Origin of the sequence: Micromonospora sp. NPDC048905, assembly GCF_040649655.1 — a bacterium.
Lineage (GTDB): Bacteria > Actinomycetota > Actinomycetes > Mycobacteriales > Micromonosporaceae > Micromonospora.
Window position 1 is genome coordinate 399,872 of sequence record NZ_JBEZFV010000001.1, and the last position, 22,985, is coordinate 422,856.

At 72.5% G+C, this 22,985-nt stretch carries 20 protein-coding genes and 1 riboswitch; of the genes, 10 read left to right on the forward strand and 10 right to left on the reverse strand.

Going from position 1 to position 22,985, the window contains the following annotated elements:
• Nucleotides 1-29: 29 nt before the first annotated feature.
• From yaaA to AB0C01_RS01825, 3 genes are all read left to right on the forward strand, one after another.
• Nucleotides 30-827, forward strand: a complete 798-nt coding sequence (yaaA, locus tag AB0C01_RS01815) for a peroxide stress protein YaaA (RefSeq protein ID WP_357245802.1) — start codon at nucleotides 30-32, stop codon at nucleotides 825-827.
• 107 nt (nucleotides 828-934) lie between these two features.
• Nucleotides 935-1,591: a hypothetical protein gene (locus AB0C01_RS01820; RefSeq protein ID WP_357569965.1), complete on the forward strand. Its 657-nt coding sequence runs from the start codon at nucleotides 935-937 to the stop codon at nucleotides 1,589-1,591.
• A gap of 127 nt (nucleotides 1,592-1,718) precedes the next feature.
• Nucleotides 1,719-2,636 carry a TAXI family TRAP transporter solute-binding subunit gene (locus AB0C01_RS01825; protein WP_357570247.1) on the forward strand — a complete coding sequence of 306 codons (918 nt, stop codon included), beginning with the start codon at nucleotides 1,719-1,721 and terminating at the stop codon, nucleotides 2,634-2,636.
• A gap of 9 nt (nucleotides 2,637-2,645) precedes the next feature.
• Here the strand turns inward: AB0C01_RS01825 and AB0C01_RS01830 are convergent, their stop codons facing one another.
• From AB0C01_RS01830 to AB0C01_RS01840, 3 genes are all read right to left on the reverse strand, one after another.
• Nucleotides 2,646-4,097, reverse strand: coding sequence for a sensor histidine kinase (locus AB0C01_RS01830; RefSeq protein WP_357569966.1), 1,452 nt, complete (start codon nucleotides 4,095-4,097; stop codon nucleotides 2,646-2,648).
• Between the two features lie 9 nt (nucleotides 4,098-4,106).
• A complete protein-coding gene (locus AB0C01_RS01835) occupies nucleotides 4,107-4,763 on the reverse strand; it encodes a response regulator transcription factor (protein ID WP_357245811.1) in 657 nt (218 codons plus the stop codon).
• An 83-nt stretch (nucleotides 4,764-4,846) separates the two neighbouring features.
• Entirely contained in the window at nucleotides 4,847-5,158 is a 312-nt protein-coding gene (locus tag AB0C01_RS01840; protein ID WP_355031047.1) for a hypothetical protein, read from the reverse strand.
• 113 nt (nucleotides 5,159-5,271) lie between these two features.
• On the opposite strand from AB0C01_RS01840, the gene AB0C01_RS01845 reads away from it, so the two are divergent.
• The gene (locus AB0C01_RS01845) at nucleotides 5,272-5,610 is read left to right on the forward strand and encodes a DUF952 domain-containing protein (protein WP_357245814.1); all 339 of its coding nucleotides are present in this window, start codon (nucleotides 5,272-5,274) and stop codon (nucleotides 5,608-5,610) included.
• Between the two features lie 84 nt (nucleotides 5,611-5,694).
• Here AB0C01_RS01845 and AB0C01_RS01850 read toward each other — a convergent pair whose 3' ends face one another.
• From AB0C01_RS01850 to AB0C01_RS01860, 3 genes are all read right to left on the reverse strand, one after another.
• Nucleotides 5,695-7,386 (reverse strand): CDP-glycerol glycerophosphotransferase family protein, encoded by a 1,692-nt coding sequence (locus AB0C01_RS01850; protein ID WP_357246179.1) that lies wholly within the window; start codon nucleotides 7,384-7,386, stop codon nucleotides 5,695-5,697.
• 280 nt (nucleotides 7,387-7,666) lie between these two features.
• The gene (locus AB0C01_RS01855) at nucleotides 7,667-9,775 is read right to left on the reverse strand and encodes a DUF6077 domain-containing protein (protein ID WP_357245817.1); all 2,109 of its coding nucleotides are present in this window, start codon (nucleotides 9,773-9,775) and stop codon (nucleotides 7,667-7,669) included.
• 138 nt (nucleotides 9,776-9,913) lie between these two features.
• Nucleotides 9,914-10,552, reverse strand: coding sequence for a TetR/AcrR family transcriptional regulator (locus AB0C01_RS01860; RefSeq protein WP_357245820.1), 639 nt, complete (start codon nucleotides 10,550-10,552; stop codon nucleotides 9,914-9,916).
• 178 nt (nucleotides 10,553-10,730) lie between these two features.
• On the opposite strand from AB0C01_RS01860, the gene AB0C01_RS01865 reads away from it, so the two are divergent.
• From AB0C01_RS01865 to AB0C01_RS01880, 4 genes are all read left to right on the forward strand, one after another.
• Entirely contained in the window at nucleotides 10,731-11,624 is an 894-nt protein-coding gene (locus AB0C01_RS01865; protein WP_357245823.1) for an ABC transporter permease, read from the forward strand.
• 34 nt (nucleotides 11,625-11,658) lie between these two features.
• A complete protein-coding gene (locus AB0C01_RS01870) occupies nucleotides 11,659-12,435 on the forward strand; it encodes an ABC transporter ATP-binding protein (RefSeq protein ID WP_357246181.1) in 777 nt (258 codons plus the stop codon).
• 145 nt (nucleotides 12,436-12,580) lie between these two features.
• Nucleotides 12,581-14,092, forward strand: a complete 1,512-nt coding sequence (locus tag AB0C01_RS01875; protein WP_357245826.1) for a bifunctional cytidylyltransferase/SDR family oxidoreductase — start codon at nucleotides 12,581-12,583, stop codon at nucleotides 14,090-14,092.
• A 34-nt stretch (nucleotides 14,093-14,126) separates the two neighbouring features.
• Nucleotides 14,127-15,815 carry a CDP-glycerol glycerophosphotransferase family protein gene (locus AB0C01_RS01880; RefSeq protein WP_357245829.1) on the forward strand — a complete coding sequence of 563 codons (1,689 nt, stop codon included), beginning with the start codon at nucleotides 14,127-14,129 and terminating at the stop codon, nucleotides 15,813-15,815.
• 22 nt (nucleotides 15,816-15,837) lie between these two features.
• Here AB0C01_RS01880 and AB0C01_RS01885 read toward each other — a convergent pair whose 3' ends face one another.
• The 4 genes from AB0C01_RS01885 to AB0C01_RS01900 all read right to left on the reverse strand — a co-directional run bounded on the left by AB0C01_RS01885 (nucleotide 15,838) and on the right by AB0C01_RS01900 (nucleotide 20,369).
• On the reverse strand, nucleotides 15,838-16,584 hold the full coding sequence (locus tag AB0C01_RS01885; protein WP_357245831.1) for an alpha/beta fold hydrolase: 747 nt from the start codon (nucleotides 16,582-16,584) through the stop codon (nucleotides 15,838-15,840).
• A 125-nt stretch (nucleotides 16,585-16,709) separates the two neighbouring features.
• A complete protein-coding gene (locus tag AB0C01_RS01890; protein ID WP_357245834.1) occupies nucleotides 16,710-17,558 on the reverse strand; it encodes a C39 family peptidase in 849 nt (282 codons plus the stop codon).
• A gap of 231 nt (nucleotides 17,559-17,789) precedes the next feature.
• A riboswitch (cyclic di-AMP (ydaO/yuaA leader) is annotated at nucleotides 17,790-17,931 on the reverse strand.
• Between the two features lie 283 nt (nucleotides 17,932-18,214).
• Nucleotides 18,215-18,985 (reverse strand): hypothetical protein, encoded by a 771-nt coding sequence (locus AB0C01_RS01895; protein ID WP_357245836.1) that lies wholly within the window; start codon nucleotides 18,983-18,985, stop codon nucleotides 18,215-18,217.
• A 172-nt stretch (nucleotides 18,986-19,157) separates the two neighbouring features.
• Nucleotides 19,158-20,369, reverse strand: a complete 1,212-nt coding sequence (locus AB0C01_RS01900) for an acyltransferase (RefSeq protein ID WP_357245839.1) — start codon at nucleotides 20,367-20,369, stop codon at nucleotides 19,158-19,160.
• Nucleotides 20,370-20,645: 276 nt separating this feature from the next.
• On the opposite strand from AB0C01_RS01900, the gene AB0C01_RS01905 reads away from it, so the two are divergent.
• Both AB0C01_RS01905 and pseI read left to right on the forward strand, forming a co-directional pair.
• Nucleotides 20,646-21,815, forward strand: a complete 1,170-nt coding sequence (locus AB0C01_RS01905; protein WP_357569967.1) for a glycosyltransferase — start codon at nucleotides 20,646-20,648, stop codon at nucleotides 21,813-21,815.
• A gap of 109 nt (nucleotides 21,816-21,924) precedes the next feature.
• Nucleotides 21,925-22,977, forward strand: coding sequence for a pseudaminic acid synthase (gene pseI / locus AB0C01_RS01910; RefSeq protein ID WP_357569968.1), 1,053 nt, complete (start codon nucleotides 21,925-21,927; stop codon nucleotides 22,975-22,977).
• Nucleotides 22,978-22,985: the final 8 nt, after the last annotated feature.

Genomic DNA, 22,985 nt, shown 5'->3' on the forward strand with positions numbered 1-22,985 from the left:
GCCGCCGTCCCGCCCGTCGAGGAGACCCGATGCTCATCCTGCTGCCGCCCTCGGAGGGCAAGGCCGACGCCGGCACCGGGCGGCGCTGGGCCCCGGACCGGCTCTCGCTGCCCGAGCTGAACCCGGCCCGGGAGCGGGTGGTGGACGCGCTGGTGGCGCTGAGCGCTGGGCCGGACGAGGCGACGGCGCGGGCGGCGCTCGGCCTCAGCGAGGGCCAGCGGGACGAGCTGCGCCGCAACGCCCGGCTGCGGGAGGCGGCCACCGCGCCGGCGGAACGGCTCTACACCGGGGTGCTCTACGAGGCGCTGGAGCTGACCTCGTTGCCGGTCGCGGCGCAGCGGGCGGCCCGTCGGTCGATCCTGATCAGCTCCGGGCTGTGGGGCGCGGTCCGGCTGGCGGACCGGATCCCCCCGTACCGCTGCCCGATCGGCGCCCGCCTGCCGGGCGTCGGGGCGTTGTCGGCGTACTGGCGTGGGGAGCTGACGCAGGCGTTGGACGCCGCCGCCGGCCGCGGTCCGGTGCTGGACCTGCGCTCCGGCGCGTACGCGGCCACCTGGACGCCGCGGGGAGGGCTGGCCGAACGGACCGTCAGCGTGCGGGTGCTGCACGAGCGGGAGGTCGACGGCGTGCCGGTCCGCTCTGTGGTCAGCCACTTCAACAAGGCGACCAAGGGCCGGCTGGTCCGTGATCTCCTCGTCGCCGGCGCCAGACCGCGCTCGGCGGCGGAGCTGCTCGGCACGCTGCGGGAGTTGAAGTACACGGTCGAGGAGCAGGCCGCCGCGCCGGGCCGGGTGCGTCAGGTGGACCTGGTGGTCACCGACCTGTAGCGGTGCGAACAGTCGCAAGATTTGCTCAAGGCTGGGCCGGAAGAGTTCCGTAACGACGAAGCAGGGGCCACGGTAGGGGCACCCAGACTCCGACGAGGGAGCCTTCGTTGACCCGCGAAACCGCCCTGCTCGACCGGCCGCGCTCGTCGGCGCCGCCGCCCCCGCTGGACTGGCTGACGCTCGGCGACGCGTTCGAGGCCGCCTGCCTGCTGCGCTGCACGCCGCCGCCGACCACCGCCCGGCCGAACCCGGCGCACGCGCCGGGGGTGGAGTTCAACCGGGAGGACGCCGCGCAGCGGATGCGGCAGTTGCTCGCCCGCCTGGATATTCCGGTCACGCACGAGGTCGCCGTCGGGGGCCTGCGCCGCCGCTACGAACTGCACCGGCTCTGGGTGCCCCAGGAGCAGCAGGGCACGTACGCCCGGCTGTTGGAGGCGGGCTGGTGGCAGGGGCGGCGCGCGCTGCTGGGCGGCCCACCCCCCGGCACCTCGCCGGCCCGCCGGCAGTTGGTGACCCGACTCGCGGCGGCGGCCTGGCGGTCGGCGCTGCTGGCCGCCGGCCGACACGTTCGCCGACACATCCTCGGCGTTCGGCTCACCGACCGGGAGTTGGCTGCCGTGCTGATTCGCAGCGCCGCCGTGCTCGACGTCCCGGCCCGGCTTCGAGCGGGCACCGGCTGTTTTCTGGTCAGCGTGGCCGACGGTCCGGACCGGGCGCGGATCCTGAGCAACGCGGCGCTGGAGCCGGCCCGCCCGACCTGCTGACCGGCGCTCGGTCCACACCCACTCGGCACACCTGTCGGCAGGGAGGTTGCGCGCACCGGTCCGACGGCGCACAGTGCACCGCGTGAGACGTACCTCATCCCGCCGGCCCCGGCGTCATGCCGCGGGACTGGCGGCCCTGTTGACGGTGCTGCTGACCGCGACCACGAGCACCGCCGGTTGCCAGGACGCCCCCACCGAGCAGGTGCTGATCCGGATCGCCACCGGCAGCCCCACCGCCGTCTACTACGCGTTCGGGCAGTCGCTCGCGGCCATCCTCAACCGGGAACTGCCCGACGTCGACGCCCGCGTGGTGGTCACCGCCGCCTCCGCGGAGAACGTCCAACTGGTCCGGTCCGGGAGCGCGGAGCTGGGCTTCACCCAGGCCGACGTGCTGCCGGCGAACGCCGAGGAAAGCAGCTCGGTCAAGGCGATCGCCCGGGTGTACGACGACCAACTCCACCTGGTCACCACGAGTGGAGGGCCGGTGCGCACACTCGACGACCTGCGAGGCCGGCGGGTCTCCGTCGGCGCACCCCGATCGGGCACCGAGATCACCACGACGAGGCTGCTGGAGGTGGCCGACCTCGGTGGCGACGCGGTACGCCGTACGCGGCTCGGCCTGGACGACTCGGTGGAGGCGCTGCGCTCGGGGCAGATCGACGCGTTCTTCTTCTCCGGTGGGCTGCCGGTGTGGGGCATCGAGAACCTGGCCCGGCAGCGTGCCACCCGGATCGTGGACCTCAGCGACTGGACCGAGCGGCTGCGCTCACGCTACGGCCAGGTGTACGTCTCCCGGGACATCCCCCGCTCGGTGTACGGGGTGGACGCGGTGACCACGGTGGCCGACCCGAACTATCTGATCGTCAGCGCCAGCCTGCCGGAGCCGTTGGTCCGGGAGGTGACCCGCCTGCTGATGGACGGGCGGGCCGAGTTGGCCGCCGCGCATCCCGCGGCGGGGCGGATGAGCCCTCGCTCGGCGATCGCCACCGCGCCGCTGACGTTGCACCCCGGCGCCGCCGCCTGGTACCGGGAGGACAAACCCTGACGGCGGGTGCTACCGCGTCAGGGTGGGCCGGCGGTCGGTGGCCGGCTCGTCGTCCGCCGGCTCGCCGTCCACCGGCTCGGTCGCCGGGTCCTGGTCCGGGGCGGGAAACCACAGGGCCGCGACCAGCCCGCGCGTCTCCCCCGGGCGCATGGTGAGCCGTCCGTCAGACGCGTCCACCAGCACGGCGGCGATGGTCAGGCCGAGCCCCGCGCCCTCCACGTTCTGCGCGTCCGGCGCCCGCCAGAACCGCTCGGTCGCCTGGCCGAGCTGACTGCCCGTCATGCCCGGGCCGGAGTCGCGCACCTCCAGGGCCACCCCGTCGTCGCGGCGGGCCACGGTCACCGTCACCGCCCCGCCCGCCCCGCTGAACTTCACCGCGTTGTCGATGAGCGCGTCCAGCGCCTGGTCGACGGCGGTCGGCACGGTCTGCGCGTACGCCGGGGCGTCGGTGCTGGTCAGCCGCAACGTGACCGAACGGTGCCGGGCCAGCGGCGCCCACGCGGACACCCGGGACGCGGCCACCGCGGCGGCGTCCACGGTGACCCTCTCGTTCTCCTCCCGTTCGGCGCGGGCGAGGGTCAGCAGCGCGTCGAGCACCAACGCCAGCCGATCGGTCTCCTCCAGGGCCAGCTGGTGCTCCGCGCGGCCCTCCGGGTCGGTGAGACTGGGACCCAGTTCCTCCACCCGCAGCCGCAGCGCGGTGAGCGGGTTGCGCAGCTGGTGGCTGGCGTGCGCGACGAAGGCGCGCTGCCGGTCCATCACGTCGGAGACCACGTCCGCCATGTGGTTGAAGCTGGCCGCGAGGCGACGCAGCTCCGGCGGACCCAGGCGGTGCTGCACCCGGGCGCCCCGGTCGCCCTCGGCGATCTCGTGGGTGACCGCGTCCAGCTCGGTGACCGGGCGCAGCACCCAACCCGCCAGCCCGAACGCGGTGAGCACGCAGGCCAGCACGGCGAGCAGGCCGGCCAGGGCGAGCAGTGACCACCACACGGCGACCTCCCGGCGGATCGGGTCGGCCGGGGTCACGATCACCACCGCGCCGAGCACCTCACCACCGTCGTTGATCGGCACCGCCACCACCACCGGGCCGGTCCTCCACGGCCAGACCGACTCCGGGGCGCTCGTCTGCTGCCCGGCCAGCGCCATGTCCAGCGTCGCCGCGGTCCCCGGGCCGGGTTGGTACCGGGGCGACGCGAACAGGGTGCTCCGGTCCCGGTCGACGATCGCGGCGCCGATCCCGTACAGGTCGTCGTAGCTGGTCAGCTCCGACTCGATCGGACCCGGTCCACCGTCGCGCAGCGCGGGCCCGGCCAGCGAGGCGAACCGGGTCGCGTCGGCGAGCCGGTCGGCCCGGACCTGTTCGGTTTCGCGGCTGGCCATGGTGGCCGCCAGCGGCGTCTCCAACGCGATGAGGACGAGCACCATCAGCAGCAGATAGCTGATCACCAGTCGACGACGCACGTCAGCCCCTCACGCGTCGCGCAGCCGGTAGCCGACGCCACGGACGGTCTCCACCAGGCGGGCGTCGCCGAGTTTGCCGCGCAGGGACCCGACGTGCACCTCGACGGTGTGCCGGTCGGCCCAGGTGGTGCCCCAGGCGTCCAGTAGGATGCGGTCGCGGGGCACCGCCACCCCCGGTTGGCGGGCCAACGAGAGCAGCACGTCGAACTCCTTGCGGGTCAACGTGACGGCGCGGCCGTCCACGGCCACCGTCCGAGCGGCCACGTCGATGCGCACCGAACCGGCCTGGATGACGTGCCGCTCCGGTGTGGCGTTCGCGGCCCGGCGCAGCACCGCCTCGATCCGGGCCTGCAACTCCACCATCGAGAACGGCTTGACGACGTAGTCGTCGGCGCCGAGACGCAGGCCCAGCACCCGGTCGCGTTCCTCACCGCGGGCGGTCACCGCGATGATGCCGAGCTGGCTGCTCCGCCGGCGCAGCTCCCGGCACAGGTCGGTGCCGTCGCCGTCGGGCAGGGTCAGATCGAGCAGCACCAGGTCACACGGGGCGGCGGAGAGCGCGGCCGCGACGGTGGCGGCGTGCTCGACCTCGTAGCCCCGGCGGGTCAGGGCGGAGGAGAGCGCGGCGGCCACCCGGCGGTCGTCCTCCACCAGCAGGATCCGCACCCGTGCCCCCGTTCGTCGCAGCGCTGTTCTGCGAATGGTGGCAGAAGCGCACGCCCGGCGGGAAGCCGCGTGTCGGGTCGGACCTACAAGCCGAAGACGTCGTCGGCGGTGGCGTCCCGGACGCCGTCGGTGAAGCCGCGGAAACCCGGGTCCTCGTGGCTGGCCGGCACGCTGGTGACGGTGACCCCGCTGGCCTGGGTGACCGCGTCGACCAGAGGCGGGTAGTCGATCTCGGCGTCGTTGAAGGCGTCGTCGTCCGCCTCGGCCAGGTTGATCACGTGCTGTACGTCATCGGACGGAGTGTCCGGATCTTCGGCCCACTCGCCGCCAGCCCGGTAGCACTCGTCGTACAGCGCGCGCTGACTGTCGGTCCAGTCGTCGTCGTAGCTCTGCATCGCCCATCCCTCCGCGGCCCGTGACCTGAGCATGCCCGGCCCGGGGCGACGGGCGCGGCGGTACCGGCGAAAACCGGGCGAGCGGGCCGCCGGCGTCCCCGTAGGCTGCGGTGGTGATCTACAAACTGTTGTCGACCACGGAATGGGACGACGCCCTCGCCGCCGGCGCCTTCGCCGGCTCCGCCGTGGACCGGCAGGACGGCTTCATCCACCTCTCCGGCGGTGACCAGGTGGTGGAGACGGCGCGGCGGCACTTCGCCGGGGCGACCGGGTTGACCCTGCTCAGCGTCGAGGAGGAGCGACTGGGTGACGCGCTGCGGTGGGAACCGTCGCGCGGCGGGCAACTCTTTCCACACGTGTACGGCCCGCTGCCGGTTGCGGCGGTCGTCGCGGCGCAGGCGTTGCCGGCGGACACTCCGGCCGCCGACGCGGTGGCCGCCCTGCTGGGCTGAGCCGGTCGCGCCCGGCCCGAGCGATGTCGGGCCGGGCGCGCAACGCACAACGGAGGGCTCAGCGGCTGAGCCGCACAACAGTGCTCAGCGGCAGAGCCGGGAGATCTCCTCCTGGAACCGGTCCATCGGGTTCGCCTCGGCCGGACCGAGCAGGTAGGTCTTCAGCTCCCGACGGGCCTCGGTCATCGGGTCGTCGCCGGCCCGGGTCAGTGCCACGATCTTCTCCAGCTCACCGCAGTCCTTGGAGAGCAGGTACGCGGCCCGAGCCGTCGGGTACTCCCGGCGGAAGTCGTCTTCCGACAGGCCGGACGGGTTGGCCACCACGTACGGCCGCTGGCTCTGCACGAAGTCGGAGACCACACTGGACACGTCGCTGATCAGCAGGTCGGTCTGATTGAAGCAGTCGAACAGCGCCGGTGTGCGGCCGGTGACCACCAGGTGCGCGGTGCCGTCCAGGGAGGACGCGTTCGGGTCGCCGCCGGCGGCGCGGATGGCCGCCACGACCCGGTCGTGCACCGCCCTGGCCGCCCGGGACCGCGACCCGGTGAGCGGGTGCGGCTTGTAGATCAGGCGCAGCCGGGGCGTCGTGGCGAGCAGTCCCTTGACGATCCGCTCGCCCATCAGCACCAGCGAGGTGTGGTACGGGTCGTCGTCGAGCCAGCCCTCCCAGGTGGGGGCGTAGAGCACGGTGAACGGCCGGTCCACCGACTCGGCACCGAAGGTGTGCACACCGGCGAGCTGCGGGCGGCCGATCTCGACGATGTCCGAGTCGAGGACACCCACACCGGCTCGGGCGTAACGCTCCCGGCCGGCCAGGCCGGCGACCCAGACCTCGTCGTACACCTTGCTGTACGGGTTGACGCTCGCCTGCTTGTCGCTGTCGCCGTGCCCCACGAAGACGTGCTTGGTGCTCGGCTCACGCAGCATGTGGATGTTCGCGCCGACGTTCGCGGCGTAGAGCGCCGCACGGATGTTGCGCAGATCGAGGTTCATGAAGTCGACACCGGTCGGTACGCAGATCACCGGCAGCCGGGTGTCGGCCAACTCGAGGAACGCGTCCCGGCTGCGCAGCAGCACCACCGCGCGCTGCTGGAGCGCCTCGGTCGGGGCGAGCCACATGTTGGCCTGGTAGACGTCCTTGGCCGGCCCGGCGAAGTAGAGCGCCACCTCGGGCCGGTAGTTGTCCAGCCACCGCTGCACGGCGGGCAGCAGCGGGCCCTCCCCCGTGCTCCGGCCCCGACCCCGCAGCCAGGTCAGCGCGGTGATGGCGCCCACCACACCGGTCGCCACGACCGCCACCGCGGCGGCGGCGAAGAACGGCGTCAGGTCGTGTCGCACCGCCGCGGCCACGGCGGCCGGGACCAGAAGCAGGTTGAGCAGCGGCATCCGGTCACCGGCCACCGTCGCCACCCAGCCCGGCAGTTGGGGAGCGGAGCGCAGCTCACCCAACTCGATGTTGCGCACCATGGCGGAGAGTGGGTTACGACGCTCGATCATGACGGAGAGCGCCCCGGCGAAGACCGACACGACCCACACCAAGGCCGGCAGCGCCAGCAGCAGGGTCAGCTCACCGCTGCTGAGCCGCACCTCGGCGGCGACGAGCAGCACGGCCGCGAGGTCCCGGGTCAGCTGCCGGTACGACCAGTGCAGACCCACCTTCTCCAGCAACAGCTGCGACGTCGGCGACCAGCGGGCGGCGGCGAACTCGCCGATCACGGCGGCCAGTCCGGCGACGGCGAACAGGCCCACCCAGCCGAAGACACCCGCGACGAGCATGACCAGGTAGGCCAGCACCAGCAGCGCGGCGCTGGCGGCCACTCCGATGCGACCTGAGAACGTGCCGAACAACGAGTTCGCTCCCTACGATTTCCGTATCGGGTTGGGCTGGGTCTGCGCGGACCAGGAGCCGAGACCGAAGCCCCTGGTGGACGCTCGTCCCGTCACGGCAGCCCTCGGCGGACGAACGTGCCTGCGACCCTAACGCGAGACCGCCTGATGGTATCGAGCGGGTATCCGTACGGAAAACCGACCAAACCGACCGCCAACCCGACCCGCCTCAGGATCCGCCGGTGGGCGAGCCGGGGCGATAGCAGACCATCGCGCCCGGCGCCTTGCGCGACGCGAAGGGCGTCAGCCCCAGGGCGGGAGTCGCCGCCGCGCTGGCGGTGTTGCCCTTCCACAGGCACACCATGCCCACGCCGACCCTGGCCATAGCCTCGGCGACCGCGGGAACGGAGACGGGCTCCGTGCCGTCGGCGAACCTCGCCAGCAGCAGCCTGTCCTGCGCGAACGGCGTCTCGGGTCCGTAGTCGGTGAGATACAGGTCGCGGGGCAGCACCACGCGGACCTCCGAGGTGACCTGCGGAAGCGACCGCATCACCGACGACGGTGCGAGGACCAGGCCGGCGGGGCGGTCCAGCCTCTCGATCCAGAAGGAGGCGGCCTTGCGGTTCTCCGGCATCCGCCAGGTCGGCGTCGTCTGGATCACCTGCCCCTCCCACATCGGCTTTCCCTGGGTGAAGAAGAGGAACACCAGGACGACGGGAAGGGCGAAGGCGAGGACCCGGCTCGTCCGGGCCAGCCCGGGCAGGCGGATGACCGCGAGGACGCCGACGAGCGCCGGCACGGGCAGGATCCACGGCACCCGCCAGAGCACGGCCGTCAGTCCGCTGAGATCACCGCCGAACTTCAACACGCCGGGGACCATCAGCACCGTGGTCGCCAGCGCGGCGCCGGCGGCCAGTTGCTGCGGCACACCGCGACGGAGCAGGAGGGGCGACCACCAGACGGCGAGCCCACCGATCACGCCGAGGACGCCGAGCCACAGCGTCAGCTCGTAGATGGTCCGCAGCGGCAACAGCGGGGAGTACGTCGCGGCGGCCTCCTCCACCCCACCGCGCAGGACCTGGACGAGCACGCCGGACAGCAGGGGGTAGACCGAGAGGACCGCGAAGCACACGATGGCCTCGCGTGTGCGCCGCGTGGCGAGCAGCACCGCGCCGGCCGCCGCGGCGAGCAGCGGCAGCAGGAAGACCGCGGTGGTGGTGTAGCCGACAGCAGCGACGGAGAGCAGGGTGAGCAGGAGCAGTGCCCGCCGCGAGCGGTGCTCCAGGTAGTCGGTGAGGTACACCCAGGCGAGTGGGATCAGCGCGTGGACGAACACGCTCTTGCCCTGGGTCAGCCGGGGTAGGTGGTAGGTGTTCAGGGCGTCGGCGTAGTAGGCCACGAGCAGGATGTAGGCCGCCGCGACGCCGAACGCGACGAGCGGGCGTCGCGGGGCCCAGCGCAGCACGAGCCGCCACAGCGCGAAGACCGCGAAGACGGCCAGCACCGGCAGGAGCAGGTACCACATCACCGACGCCGTGTGCACGTGCAGGGCGCGGGCGAGCGCCCCGATGAACACCTCGAAGGAGGGCAGCGGCGGGTTCGCCGAACCGCCCGGCAGCACGCCCTCGGTGAACAGGAAGTCCTTGAACGGGATGTTGTCCCGGTCGGCGACCCAGACCGACTTGCCGACGTAGAAGACATCGTCGAGCGACACCCGGTCGATCAACGTGGCGAAGTAGGCGGCGGCCAGGGACACGACGATGACCACGTACCCCTGCACGGGGGTGGTCCGCTGGCCGGCCGGCGCGGCGACCGCGTCGGTCGCCCCGCCGCGGCGGGGCAGGGTCAGCCAGGCGGAGACGACCGAGACCAGGCCGAGCCCGGCGGCCAACCACCAACTCACCGCGCCACGACCGAGGGCGGCGAACAACGCCGCGCCGAGTGCGGCACCGACCGGCAGCGCGTACCGACGCAGCAGCGCCGCGCGGTCGGCGGGCACCTCGGTCGGGGCGGGGGCGGCCTCGTCGTCGGCCTGCCGCGCCACCGGGTCGTGACGGCGCAGCCGCCAGGCCGCGTACGCCGCGACCGGCTGCAGGACGACCCAGATGAGGAAGACGACGGACGGGCGCAGGTCGAGGCCGAGGTTGAGGTGGTAGAGCAGCGTCCAGATGGCGAAACTCACCACCGCCGCGTCGGTGCACACCACGGGTGCGGCCGCCACCGCGGCGTTGAACCGCCCGATCAGACCGCGGCCCCGTCCGGGTCGGGCACCCGCGCTCGGGGTGTCCTTCTGGCTGCCTGCCGCTGAGGCCACAACAGCGTCTTCGACTTGCGTCACGGGGCGTCCTTGTCGTCCGGCGGCGGGTTGGGGGCGAGAAGCGGATGTCTGACCGGTGACCGGCCGGGGGTCAGGGGGCAGCGTAGCGGAATCGGACAGCGGGACCGCCGCTGCGGGAGGCGGAGTGTCGGAGGCTGGTCAACCCGATATCGGGGCTGTTCGGGGACGGGGTAGGGCGCTGTCGGCGCCGAGCCCGGCGGCCACGGATTCGACCAGGTTGTCGAGGTAGCTGTCGGTGAGCGGGAGACGGGCGATGGCCAGCCGCCAGTAGAGCGGGCCCACGATGAGGTCGACCGCCGCGTCCGGGTCGGTGTCGGTGGGCAGTTCGCCGCGCTGCACGGCGCGGGCGACCAGGCGACCGCCGATCTCCTGCTGACGGGCGTGCAGCACCTGCCGCAGGGTCGCGTCGATGCTGGGGTTGCGCGCCGCCTCGGCCAGCAGGTCCGGGATGATCTGCGACGCCAGCGGGTGGCGCAGCGCGTGTGCCACCGCCTGGAACAGCAGGGCGAGGTCGCCGCGCAGGGTGCCGGTGTCCAGGGCCGGCAGCTTGCCGTGGGCCGCCGCGGCGACGATCTCCAGCACCAGGTCGAGCTTGGAGTTCCACCGCCGGTAGATCGCGGTCTTGCTGACACCGGCACGACGCGCCACCGCCTCGATGGAGAGCCGGCCGTAGCCGACCGCGGCGAGCTCCTGCGTCAGCGCACGCCGGATGGCCGTGGTGATCTCGCCACGGAGCACTGCCGCACCGGCCGGGGCGCGCCTCTTCTCGGTGGTCACCAGGGACTCTTATCGCAGGTCACGGTGCCCAGGGTAGCGCAACGACGATACGGTTGCGTCCCGACGTGTTTCGGACTACTGTCCTCGCAGCGACGAGGCGGCGCCCCGCGCACATCTCCCACTAGGATTCCATCGTCGTGAGCCACCCGTCTGCACGAAAGATCGGAGCGCCATTTCCATGGCCACCACCGCGCTGGTCGACCCCGACACGGGCCTGACCCAGGCGCAGCTGGCCGCTCGGCACGGGCTACGGGTCGCCGGTGAGCGACCGACCCTCGTCGAGTACAGCCGCCAATTGTGGGCCTACCGGCACTTCATCGCCGCGTACGCCAACGCCAAGCTGGTCGCCTCTTACAGCAACGCCAAGCTGGGCCAGCTCTGGCAGGTGCTCACCCCGCTGACCAACGCGGCGGTCTACTACCTGATCTTCGGGGTGGTGCTGAGTCAGAACGAGATTCCGAACTACATCGCCTACCTGACCACCGGGTTGTTCATCTTCAACTTCACCCAGAGCGCGGTCCTGGCCGGCACCCAGTCGATCAGCAGCAACCTGGGGCTGATCCGGGCGCTGCACTTCCCCCGGGCCAGCCTGCCGCTGTCCACGACGATGACCCAGTTCCAGCAACTGCTGGCGTCGATGGTGGTGCTGATCGGCATCGTGCTGGTCACCGGGGAACCGATCACGCTGGAGTGGCTGCTGCTGGTGCCGGCCCTGCTCCTACAGGCGGTGTTCAACGCCGGCGTCGTCCTCGTGGCGGCGCGGTTGGGCAGCAAGTCGAGCGACCTGAAGCAGGTCATGCCGTTCATCATGCGCACCTGGATGTACGGCTCCGGCGTCCTCTACAGCGTCAGTCTCTTCGAGCAGCTGCCGAGCTGGGCGACGACGCTCGTGCAGTACAACCCGCTGCTCGTCTACATCGAGCTCGCGCGCTACACGCTGCTGGAGGAAGCACCGCTGCTCAACGAGTCGCTGGCCCAGCTCTGGCTGGTCGGCGGCGGGTGGGCACTGCTCGCCGGCTTGGGCGGTTTCATCTACTTCTGGCGCGGCGAACAGGAGTACGGCCGTGGTTGAGCACTTCGAGGCCCCCACCGAGGCGACCGCGACGATGACGTCGACGCAGGAGCGCATCCCGACCGTGGTGGTCGACGACGCGCACATCATCTACCGGGTGCACCAGGGCGCCGGCGGTGGCACCACCCCGGTGGCCGCGCTGCGCCGGCTGGTCAAGCGCACCAACGCCCCGAACATCCGGGAGGTGCACGCGGTCAAGGGTGTCTCCTTCACCGCGTACCGGGGTGAGGCGATCGGGCTGATCGGCAGCAACGGCTCCGGCAAGTCCACCATCCTGCGGGCCATCGCCGGCCTGCTGCCGGTCAACCGGGGCGCGATCCACACCCAGGGACAACCGTCGCTGCTGGGGGTGAACGCCGCCCTGCTCAACGACCTCTCCGGCGAGCGCAACGTCACCCTCGGTTGCCTGGCTATGGGCATGCACCCGGACGACGTGGCCCAGCAGGCCGCCGGCATCATCGAGTTCTCCGGGATCAACGACCGGGGCGACTTCGCCAGCCTGCCGATGCGGACGTACTCCTCGGGGATGGCGGCCCGGCTGCGGTTCTCCATCGCCGCCGCGAAGAAGCATGATGTGCTGCTCATCGACGAGGCGCTCGCCACCGGTGACAAGGGCTTCCGCAAGCGCAGCGAGCAGCGGGTACGGGAGCTGCGGGAGGGCGCGGGCACGGTGTTCCTCGTCAGCCACCAACTCTCCTCGGTCCGCGACACCTGCGAACGAACGATCTGGCTGGAATCGGGCGTCCTGCGGATGGACGGACCCACCGACGAGGTCATCCGGGCCTACGAGGCGTACGCGAACAGCAAGTAGAGCGCCGGCGAACACCCGGCATCGACACGGCGCCATGGACCGCGTCGCCCGCGTTGGGGCGGCGCGGTCCGCGCGTTAAGGTTCATTCCGTCGCCGCTCGGGCGGAACCTTCCGTTAACGCATCCCTGAGAGTGAGGATCCGGCAATGACGCAGGACCAGACCACTGGCCCGGACGCCGCAGCGGAGACCCCGACGCCGTGGCGGCCCTCGCGGACGGTGGCCGTGGTTCTGGCCGGCGGCACCGGGACCCGGTTGGGCCTCGGCATCCCCAAGCAGCTACTCAAGATCGCCGGCAAGCCGATCATCGAGCACACCCTGGCGGTCTTCGAGGCGGCACCGGAGATCGACGAGATCATCGTGCTGATGGCGACCGGCCACGTCGACGACGCCCGGCAGATCGTCGAGAAGGCCGGCCTGCGCAAGGTCACCAAGGTGATCGAGGGCGGTGACACCCGCAACGCCACCACCCGCATCGCGCTGGACGCGGTCGGCCCGGAGGACTGCAACATCCTCTTCCACGACGCGGTACGCCCACTGCTCAGCGGGCGGATCGTGCGCGAGTGCGTCAACGCGCTCTGGACGTACGACGCCGTGGACGTGGCCATCCCGTCCGCCGACACGATCATCCAGGTGGACGACAACGACTGCATCACCGACATCCCGGTACGCTCCCGGCTGCGCCGCGGGCAGACCCCGCAGGCGTTCCGCTCCCCCACCATCCGGGAGGCGTACCGGATCGCCGAGAACGACAAGGACTTCGCCGCCACCGACGACTGCGGCGTGGTGCTGCGCTACCTGCCCGGCACCCCGATCAAGGTGATCGACGGCTCGGACGAGAACATCAAGGTCACCCACCCGGTCGACGTGCACCTGGCGGACAAGCTCTTCCAGCTCGCCGCGGCGCAGGCGCCCCGGCTGACCGACCACCGCAGCTACTCGGAGGAGCTGACCGGCCGCACCATCGTCGTGTTCGGCGGCAGCTACGGCATCGGTCACGAACTGGCCGAGCTGGCCCGACGCTACGGCGCACAGGTCTTCCCGTTCAGCCGTTCCAGCACCGGCACCCACGTGGAGCGGGCCGCCGACGTCGAGGCCGCGCTGACGACCGCCTTCGAGGCCACCGGCCGGATCGACCACGTGGTGGTCACCGCCGGGGTGCTGGAGAAGGGCGCCCTCGCCGAGATGGACGAGGAGACGATGGACCGGGTACTCCAGGTCAACTTCGTCGGCCCGGTGACCATCGCCCGGCAGGCGCTGCCCTACCTCCAGCAGACCAAGGGCCAACTGCTGCTCTACACGTCCAGCTCCTACACCCGGGGGCGAGCCCGCTACGCGCTGTACTCGGCCACCAAGGCGGCCCTGGTCAACCTCACCCAGGCGCTCGCCGACGAGTGGGCCGACGTCGGCGTCCGCGTCAACTGCATCAACCCGGAGCGCACCGCCACGCCGATGCGCACGCGGGCCTTCGGCGAGGAGCCGGAGCACACCCTGCTCGCCGCCGAGGCCGTCGCCCAGTCGTCACTCGACGTGCTGATCTCCGACCTGACCGGCCAGGTCATCGACGTACGCCGAGCGCCCGGCGACGGTCCCACGCCGAGCGTGCCGGCCCAGACCGGTCAGGTCGACGCGCCGGTCGGCGCGGCGTCGACGAACTGACCCCGGCCGGCGGCGGAACCACGAACGGAGCGACATGCGCGGCGACCTGGTCCGAAAGCTGGCCGCCCGGTGCCTGAGCACCGGACTGGCCGTGCTGGCCTTTGCCGTGCTGGCGCTCACCGGCGCCACCGGCTGGGGGCTGGCGCTGGCCGTCGCCGCGCTGGCCGCCTCGGCCGCCGAGCAGCGGATCCGGCCCAACGCCGACCTCGTCGCGGAGACGACGCTGATCGCGGCCGCGATCCTGGTCGGTTACTCCCGGCGGTTGGACGACGGGCTCCACCTCACGCTCGTCGCCACCGCCCTGGTGCTGCTGGGACTGGTGCTGCTGGTGGGGCCCCTGCGTACCGCCGGCAACCTGGAGATCCGCACGGCCAACCTGCCGGTCCGGGCCTGGACGCCACTGATCGCCGACCGGCTCGGCACCGCCCTGCTCGGGCTGCTCGCCGTCCTGGCGCTCGCCGCCGCGCTCACCCTGCCGGCCGGCGTGGCGTTGGCCGCCAGCCTGCTGGTCGCCGCGGGCACCGGAGTGGTCGCCCTGGACCTGGCCCGGCGGCGGTTCCGGCCGGGAGCCGGCGGCGGGCCGGCGGCCCGGGCACTGCGCCGGCACCAACCGGAGTTCCTGCTCTACTTCTCCGCGCCGCCCGGCTCGGAATACCAGGTCACCATGTGGCTGCCGTACCTGGAGCGAATCGGCCGGCCGTTCCTGGTCGTGCTGCGCGAGCCGGAGTTCCTGGCCCCGATCGCCGCGGCCACCGACGCGCCGGTGGTCTACTGCCCCACCCTGCGGGCCATGGACGAGGCGCTGGTGCCGAGCCTGCGGGCGGCGTTCTACGTCAACCACGGCGCGAAGAACAGCCACTGCATCCGCTTCACCCAGCTCACCCACGTCCAGTTGCACCACGGCGACAGCGACAAGGCGCCGAGCGCCAACCCGGTGTCCGGGATCTTCGACCGGATCTTCGTGGCCGGCCCGGCGGCGATCGACAGGTACGCCCGCGCCGGGGTGCGGATCCCGGCGGACAAGTTCGTGGTGGTGGGCCGCCCGCAGGTGGAGTCGATCGAGGTACGCCCCGAGCCGGCCCGGGGGTTGACGACGCCGACCGTGCTCTACACCCCGACCTGGACCGGGCACCACGCCGACGCCGACTACTGCTCGCTGCCGGTCGCCGAGGGGCTGCTGCGGCGGCTGCTGGAGCGCGGCGCGACGGTGATCCTGCGGTCCCACCCGTACACGGCGCAGAACCCGGCCTCGGCACGGCAGTTGGGCCGGCTGACCGAGATGCTCGTCGCCGATCGTGCCCGCAGCGGACGCCAGCACGTCGTCGGTGCGACGGCCCGCGAGCTGAGCCTGACCGAGTGCGTGAACCGGTCCGACGCGCTGATCTCCGACGTGTCCGGGGTGATCTCGGACTACCTCTACTCCAGCAAGCCGTACGCGGTCACCGACATGGGCGACGAGGGCGACCGGTTCACCGAGCGGTTCCCGCTGGCCGCGTCGGGTTACGTGCTGCGCCGCGATCTGTCCAACGTGGACGAGGTGTTGACCGCGCTGCTGGACACCGACCCGCTGGCCGCGGAGCGCTGGGCCACCCGCCGGCGTTACCTGGGTGACTTCCCCGCCACGTCGTACGCCGAGGCGTTCCTGACCGCCGCGCGCCGGGAGCTGACGGCGTCGGAGGACCCCGCGGCCGAACGCTCGCCGCAGCTCTCCCCCCTCGCCTGACCCGGGCTGACGGCCCAAACCCTCAGCGGTACGCGTCGAGCAGCGCCAGCACGGCCGCCGGGTTCTCCACGTGCGCGTTGTGCCCGAGACCGGGCAGCGTGGCGACCGGCACGCCGTACTCCTTGAGCTGCGCGTCGGTGACCATCGGGTCGTGCTCGCCGCGCGCCAGCAGCACCGGTACGTCGGTCGCCGTCAGCAGTCCGGTCAGGTCGGGCTCGCCGACGGCGAAGGCGTTCGGATCCATGGCGAGCCGCCACCGGCCGTCGACCTGACGGAGGCCGGCGTCCACCACCGGGTGGTCCGGCGGGAGCAGGCCGGCCAGCCCGGAGACGCGCAGGTAGCGGCGGGCCGCCTCGGTACGGCTGGCGAACCAGCTCACCGGGCGGGCGGCCAGTTCGGCGGCCCGTTCCAGTTCGGCGGGCGACCAGAGCGCCTTGATCCCCAAGCCGACCACCGCGTCCACCGGCATACCGGCGTCGCGCGCGGCCAACGCGAGGCCCACCACGCCACCCAGCGAGTGCCCGAGCACGACGAGCCGGTCGTCGGGGGCGAGGGCCGGCGCGATCCGCTCGGCGAAGCCGGCGAAGGAGTACGACGGCAGCGGCGACGCCCAGCCGTGGCCCGCGAGGTCCGGTGCCAGCCACCGGCCGGGCCAGTGTTGCTCCAGGTACGGCGCCCAGGGCAACCACACGTCACCGGTGGCCCCCAGGCCGTGCAACAGCAGCAGGACCGGCCGTCGACCGGCGTGACCACCCGATTCATCCACCACGGCCGCAGTCTCCCACGGTTCACGGCCAGGGACGAGAGTCGTCGACGGGGGCGTACCGCCGTGGAGGACGCGACGGGCGCCGGCCCCTCGTGAGGGACGGCGCCCGTGGCGGTCAGCGTGCCGGGTCAGGCGGAGTAGCCCCGGCTGGCGATCCAGTTGGCCAGGTCGATGGTGGTGACCCAGTACGACGGGTCGGCCGGGTTCGCCGAGTCGGCGATGCGTACCGTGCGGCCGTTGTCCTTGTAACCCACGACGGCGATGTAGTGGCCGCCGCCGTAGGAGTGCCAGGAGCCGTCGGTGTCGGTGGCGTCCCCGACGACGTTGGCGACCACGCCGCGGCCGTCGGTGATGGCCTTGACGACGTCGGCCTGGAGGCGGTCCATCTGCGCCGGGCTGGGCGCGCCGACGAACATCCGGGTCCGGTACGGGGAGCCCTTCACCTCGGCGTTGAGCACCCGGGTGGTGTCCTCGGCCGAGTTGGTGCCCATCTCGGTGGTGCCCAGTTCGGCGCCGAGTTCCTCCTGGGTCCGGTCGATCCCGGTGGCGCTGAGCGCGTTGCGGGTGGCCGCCGGGCCGCAGTTGTAGTACGTGTTCTGCGCCTCGTACTCGTAGTCGAGCACCTTTGTCGCGGGCGGCTTCGGCCGCTCCGGCTTCCGGGTCAGGTCCGGGTTGCTGCTGGCCTTGGCGGCGGGCGCCGCGGCGCTGGTGGCCGGGGCGGCGCTGCTCGGCGCGGCGCTCGCCGACGGAGACGCGTCCCGCACCTCGCCCCGGGAGGCGGCGACGTCGGTGCGCATCTCGGCGACAGTGGTCGCGGTGCGCTGGCCGGCCGGCGCGTCGTCGGCGGTGGCGAGCAGGGTGCCGGTGGTGGCGGCGAGCACGAGGGCCGCGGCGGAGGCGGCGACGATCTGGTACGGGCGCTCGGTCGCGAGGCGGCGGAGCTGACGCTGCATGGTGTGCTTCACGGGGTCCTCCACGGTCGGGGGGAGAGCGGCACACCGGGGCCGGACCGGTATCCGGGCAGGCGCCATCGCGCGGACGGTGGTCCGCGGGTGGTGAACCGCTCAGGGGAACGCCCGGCGTGGCCGGGCGGTGAGGCGATGACCCGGGGGGTCAGCTCACCGTCACTGGACGGATGAGCGGGGGCACCGCTGTGCCGTGGAGGCGAGGGAACAGCCGAGGGGTGGAGAGGTGCTGCACGAGGATGGAACTCCTTCCGACACCGCCTACCGGGTTAGCTGACGGATTCGGGCGGGAAGATCGCCCTACCGCGGGCCGTGGCTCGCGGATTCACCCCGGACGTACTGATGGGTCCCCGGTTCGTTCATGACGATTGAGCGGGTCGGCGCGGCGTCGCCTGTTGCGATCGGTTACCGCACCGGACGGGACGACACTACTGGCCCGTTCACACCATGCCAAGCCAGGTTCACCTGCGTAAACCCGAATCGGCGCGACAATTTCTGCGCGTTCTGCCGCTGATGTGACTCGATGGGACAAGCGGTTACGGTGACGCCTGTGGGCGACAACCGGACAGGTCGCCGAAACTGCGGTCAGAATCCCGGGAACAATCGCGCCGAACGTGCCGGACGCCCGATTCCACATTCCGTGACCGGGCTCACACAACAGATCGGGCTCAACCCGCGCGGGCCGGGCGCCAGCGTGCCACCACGGCGGGACGGGCCGCCCCGCGCACCAGCCGGCGGGCGGGTGCCCGACTCGGCCGCAGCCGGGCCGTTGCCGCGCACGCCTCCTCGGCAAGGGTGCGCGCCGACTCGGCGGCCAGTTCCGCAGCCCGCCAGGCGGCCCGCTCCGCGCTGGCGGCGGCCTGGTGGTCGGCCCGTCTCGCGTCCCGGATCGACCGGCTGAGCAGCGCTTCCTGCTCGACCGGGTGCCGCCGGGGATCCCAGCCGTGCCGGTGCCCGAACACGTCGCTGAGCTGCGCCATGCTCAGGTCGCCCCGCCAGTACGCCGCCGTGGCCGCGCGGTGCAGGTAGCGCTCCCGGGCGGCGTACTCGGCGGGGGTGCGGGGCGTGGCCGGGCTGGGCAGCGCCCCGGACCCCGCGAAGCGGCGCGCGGCGGTGTCCGCCTCGTCGTAGCGCGCCCAGGCGCGTTCGGCCTGCTCCTGACTGGCCAGCCAGGCATCGCGTCGCCGCTGGGCCGTCCGGGCCGCGCCGGCCGCCGCGACGGCCACCTCCTCGGCGTACCGGCGCCGGTCGACGATCGCGGCCGCCGCCACCTCACGCGCGGTCGGCACGGCCGGGGACGGGTCGGCGGTGGGCCGGTCCTCTTCGGGCCGGGCGACAAGCACGGCGAGCACGCCGAGCGCCAGCAGGAACAGGGCCGACCAGATGGCAGCGGCCTGCGGTACCTCGGTTACGAACTGGTAGAAGACGGTGGTCTCCATGGTCGGCACCTCGCTGAGGAAGCAGAGCGATGGGGAGCCCCGTCGGCCACCTGGCCACGGTGAGCGCGACCGGAAGCCACGTCCCCACGCTACCGTCGTGCCGACCCGGGCGCATCGACCGCGGGCGTGTCGACGCGCGCCGCGCCGAGCCCCCTGACCAGGGTGGACGGTGTCAGCGGGTGTCCGCGTACGTTGATCGACTGTCGGTCTGGTCGGGTCCGCCGGTGTCGGGGGCGACGTCGCCGGTGGCCCGGGTTCCGGCCGTGCGTTGTCCGGGGACGGACGCCGATCGGGCCGGGCGGCGCGGCGCGAGCCGGCGCATCATCGGGGTTTCGACGTAGCGATGCAGCAGCGCGGCGAGGAGCAGGGTCACCAGCAGGAAGCCGAGCACCACGGCCGGCCCGCGCCACCCCTCGAAGCCGATCCCCCAGTCGCCGGTGAAGCGCAGCACGCTCGTCATCACCAGCACGTGGACCAGGTAGAAGGCGAAGGAGACCTCACCGAGCCAGACCAGCGGCCGCGACCGCCACGGCGACCGCCGGTCCCGCACGTCCGCGTCCGCGGCGGCGGTGATCACCAACAGGTACGCGACCGCGAGCAGCGTGGTCCACAGCTCCGCGGGAATCCACTGCGCGGCCGCTGCCCAGACGCCCACGAAGATGACGCTGGCCCAGGTCAGCCCGGGGCCACGCCAGAGACCCCGGCGCATCAGCTCGGCCGCCACCGCGCCCAACCAGAACTCCAGCGACCGGACCGGCGGGAAGATCTGGGTGAACCACCACCGGCTCACCTCCGGCACCAGGTGTTGGGCCGGCCAGAGCGCGAGGATCAGCAGTGGCATCGCGACGACCAGCGCCCAGAGCAGCTTCGGCCGGGCCCGGCGCAGCAGCGGCAGCACCAACGGTAGGCAGAGATAGAAGAAGAACTCGCAGGACAGCGACCAGCTCACCGTGTTGATGCTGTAGAACCAGCCCGGCCGGGGGTCCCAGGCCTGCAACAGCAGCAGGTTCTCCAGCGCGGCGGCCGGCAGGACCGGGTCGGCGAACCACCAGGCGACAAGCACCGTCGCCATGAACAGCACCAGGTGGTTGGGGTAGATCTTGGCAACCCGTCGCCGCCAGAAGGTGCGCCGGGAGTCGCCGGGGCGGGCCGACCAGACCAGCACGAACCCGCTGAGGATGAAGAAGAACTGCACCCCGGACAGGCCGAGGCTGAACACCTTGTCGACAACGGCCTTGACGTCCGGCTCGGCGATGATCCGCATGGTGCCCGCGTGGAACCCGAAGACCAGCAGCGCGGCGATCCAGCGCAGCCCGGTCAGCGAGGGCAGCCGGGACGGTGCGGGGGCGGGCCGGGCGGTCGACGCCGCGGCGGCGCTCGTCATCGGCGGATACCGAGGCTTGGCAGGGTCACCAGCACGTTCGTATCCTCCTCGGCGCGGCGTGGACGGCACGACGGCGACGCCCGCGACGGCCCGGCGGGGCCGCACCGGGGCACCCTACCGGGTCACTCCCGGGTGAACCGGACGAGTCCCGCCCGTCGCGGGCCTGGTCCCGCCGGCCGGCGTTAACCTTCTGCTGGGCGGGAGTTCAGCGACTCCACCATCCGCGGTCACGCGCGGTTCCGGGGCCGGCCATCCGGGTCGTCGAAGGTGGCGGGCGTGGTCAATGAGCCGACGCACGCACCGCTGCTGAGCATCGTCGTGCCCGTGTACGGCGTCGAGGCGTACCTGTACCAGTGCCTCGAGTCGATCCGGGCCGACATCCCGGCCGGGGAGTCGGACGCGGTCGAGTTGATCGCCGTCGACGACGCCTCCCCGGACGGCTGCGGCGACATGCTCCGCTCGTACGCCGCCGGCCACGACCGCGTCCGCGTCGTGCACCTGAGCAGCAACGTGGGTCTGGGTCTGGCCCGCAACGCCGGGCTCGACGTGGCCACCGGCCGGTACGTCTGGTTCATCGACAGCGACGACTGGGTGCCGACGGGCACGATCGCGGCCGTGCTGGACCGGCTGCGCCAGCACCAGCCCGACGTGCTGATGCTCGACCACCTGCGGGTGCACGAGGACGGCCGGCGGGAGATCGACGCGAGCAGTCACCTGCTGCACGGGATCGCCGGCGTGACCCGCCTGGACGACCAGCCGCAACTGCTGCGGGTGCAGCACACCGCCTGGAACAAGGTGGTCCGCCGGGACTTCCTGGACCGGTTGGAGCTGCGGTTCTTCCCCGGCTGGTACGAGGACATCCCGTTCAGCCATCCGCTGCTGATCGGCGCGGAGAAGATCTCCGTGCTGAACCGGGTCTGCTACCTGTACCGGCAGGGCCGACAGGGCGCGATCACCTCCACCCGCAGTGGTCGGCACTTCGACGCCTTCGCCCAGTACGAGCGCCTGCTGGACTGGGTCGCCCGCAGGCACCCGGACGAGCGGTTGCAGGCCGAACTGTTCCAGCTGATGATCAGCCACTACCTGGTGGTGGTGGGCAACGACGACCGGTTGCACCCGCACCTGCGGCGGGACTTCTTCCACCGGGCCGCCGAGCACTACCGCCGGTACCTGCCCACCGGCGGCTATCCGCTGCCCGCCGGGGCGACCGGGCTCAAGCACCGCCTCGTCGGTCGCGGTGACTGGCTGGCGTACTCGGCGCTGCGCCAGGCGCACCGGATCGCCGGTCGCCTGCGCCGCGGCGGCCCGGCCGGTGGGGCCGGCTCCGGAGCCGGTCCGGTCACTGCCGACGAGGACCCGGGTCGAGGGGCGGACGTCGCGACGACGCGGGGCGGCGGGATCGCGACGGAGCGGCGGGACGCGCTGGCCGGGGGTCGACTGCCGTGACCGCGACCAGCGCACAGCACGCGGGTTTTCCAGGTCGTTCACCCGCCGGGTGGACGACGACAGCAGCACCACCGCACGCGGGTGCGGGCATACCTGAGCAGAGGTCGGAATGACGGCGACAATCAAGATCGGACCACACCTGGTCGGTGCCGGGGAGCGACCGTTCGTGGTGGCCGAGATGTCCGGCAACCACAACGGTGACCTGAACCGGGCGTTGTCCATCGTCGACGCGGTGGCCGAGAGCGGGGCGCACGCGCTGAAGCTCCAGACGTACCGGCCGGACACGATCACCATCGACGTCGACACTCCGGCGTTCCGGATCTCCGGCGGGCACGAGTTGTGGGGCGGGGAGAACCTGTACCGCCTCTACGAGCGGGCGCACACCCCGTACGAGTGGCACGCCCCGATCTTCGAGCGGGCGCGGGAGCACGGGCTGACCGTCTTCTCGTCCCCGTTCGACGCGACCGCCGTGCGACTGCTGGAGTCGCTGGACGCGCCGGCGTACAAGATCGCTTCTTCGGAGCTGGTCGACCTGCCGCTGATCCGGCTCGTGGCCAGCACCGGCAAGCCGATGGTGATCTCCACGGGGATGGCGACGGTCGCCGAGATCGACGCCGCGGTGCGCACCGCCCGTGCCGGCGGCGCGGCGGGCATCGTCCTGTTGGCCTGTACCGCGTCCTACCCGGCGCCACCGGCCGACAGCAACCTGCGCCGACTGCCGGTGCTCGCCGGCGCGTTCGACGTGCCGGTCGGGCTCTCCGACCACACGCCCGGCATCGGGGTGGCGGTCGCCTCGGTGGCGCTCGGCGCCTGCTTCATCGAGAAGCACGTCACGCTGGACCGGGCCGACGGCGGCGTGGACTCGGACTTCTCGCTGAACCCGGCGGAGCTGACGGCGCTCGTCGCCGAGTCCGGCCGGGCGTACGAGGCGCTGGGTGGCACCGCGATCGGCCCGACCCCGGCGGAGCGGGAGGGGCTACGGTTCCGCCGCTCCCTGTTCGTGGTCGAGGACGTCCGCGCCGGTGACCAGGTGTCCGCGCAGAACGTGCGGTCGATCCGACCGGCCGGCGGCCTACCTCCCGTGGAGATCGACCGGGTGCTGGGCCGCACCTTCACCGCCGACGTCTCCCGGGGCACTCCCCTGAGCTGGGACCTGATCTGACCGTCGTC

Coding starts and splice junctions, on each gene's coding strand:
- yaaA (WP_357245802.1), top strand. CDS start 30: ATGCTCATCCTGCTGCCGCCCTCGGAGGGCAAGGCCGACGCCGGCACC.
- AB0C01_RS01900 (WP_357245839.1), bottom strand. CDS start 20,369: ATGACGAGCGCCGCCGCGGCGTCGACCGCCCGGCCCGCCCCCGCACCG.
- pseI (WP_357569968.1), top strand. CDS start 21,925: ATGACGGCGACAATCAAGATCGGACCACACCTGGTCGGTGCCGGGGAG.
- AB0C01_RS01865 (WP_357245823.1), top strand. CDS start 10,731: ATGGCCACCACCGCGCTGGTCGACCCCGACACGGGCCTGACCCAGGCG.
- AB0C01_RS01895 (WP_357245836.1), bottom strand. CDS start 18,985: ATGGAGACCACCGTCTTCTACCAGTTCGTAACCGAGGTACCGCAGGCC.
- AB0C01_RS01850 (WP_357246179.1), bottom strand. CDS start 7,386: ATGCTCGTCGCGGGTGTCTTCGGCTGGGTGGGCCTGTTCGCCGTCGCC.
- AB0C01_RS01880 (WP_357245829.1), top strand. CDS start 14,127: ATGCGCGGCGACCTGGTCCGAAAGCTGGCCGCCCGGTGCCTGAGCACC.
- AB0C01_RS01870 (WP_357246181.1), top strand. CDS start 11,659: ATGACGTCGACGCAGGAGCGCATCCCGACCGTGGTGGTCGACGACGCG.
- AB0C01_RS01875 (WP_357245826.1), top strand. CDS start 12,581: ATGACGCAGGACCAGACCACTGGCCCGGACGCCGCAGCGGAGACCCCG.
- AB0C01_RS01840 (WP_355031047.1), bottom strand. CDS start 5,158: ATGCAGAGCTACGACGACGACTGGACCGACAGTCAGCGCGCGCTGTAC.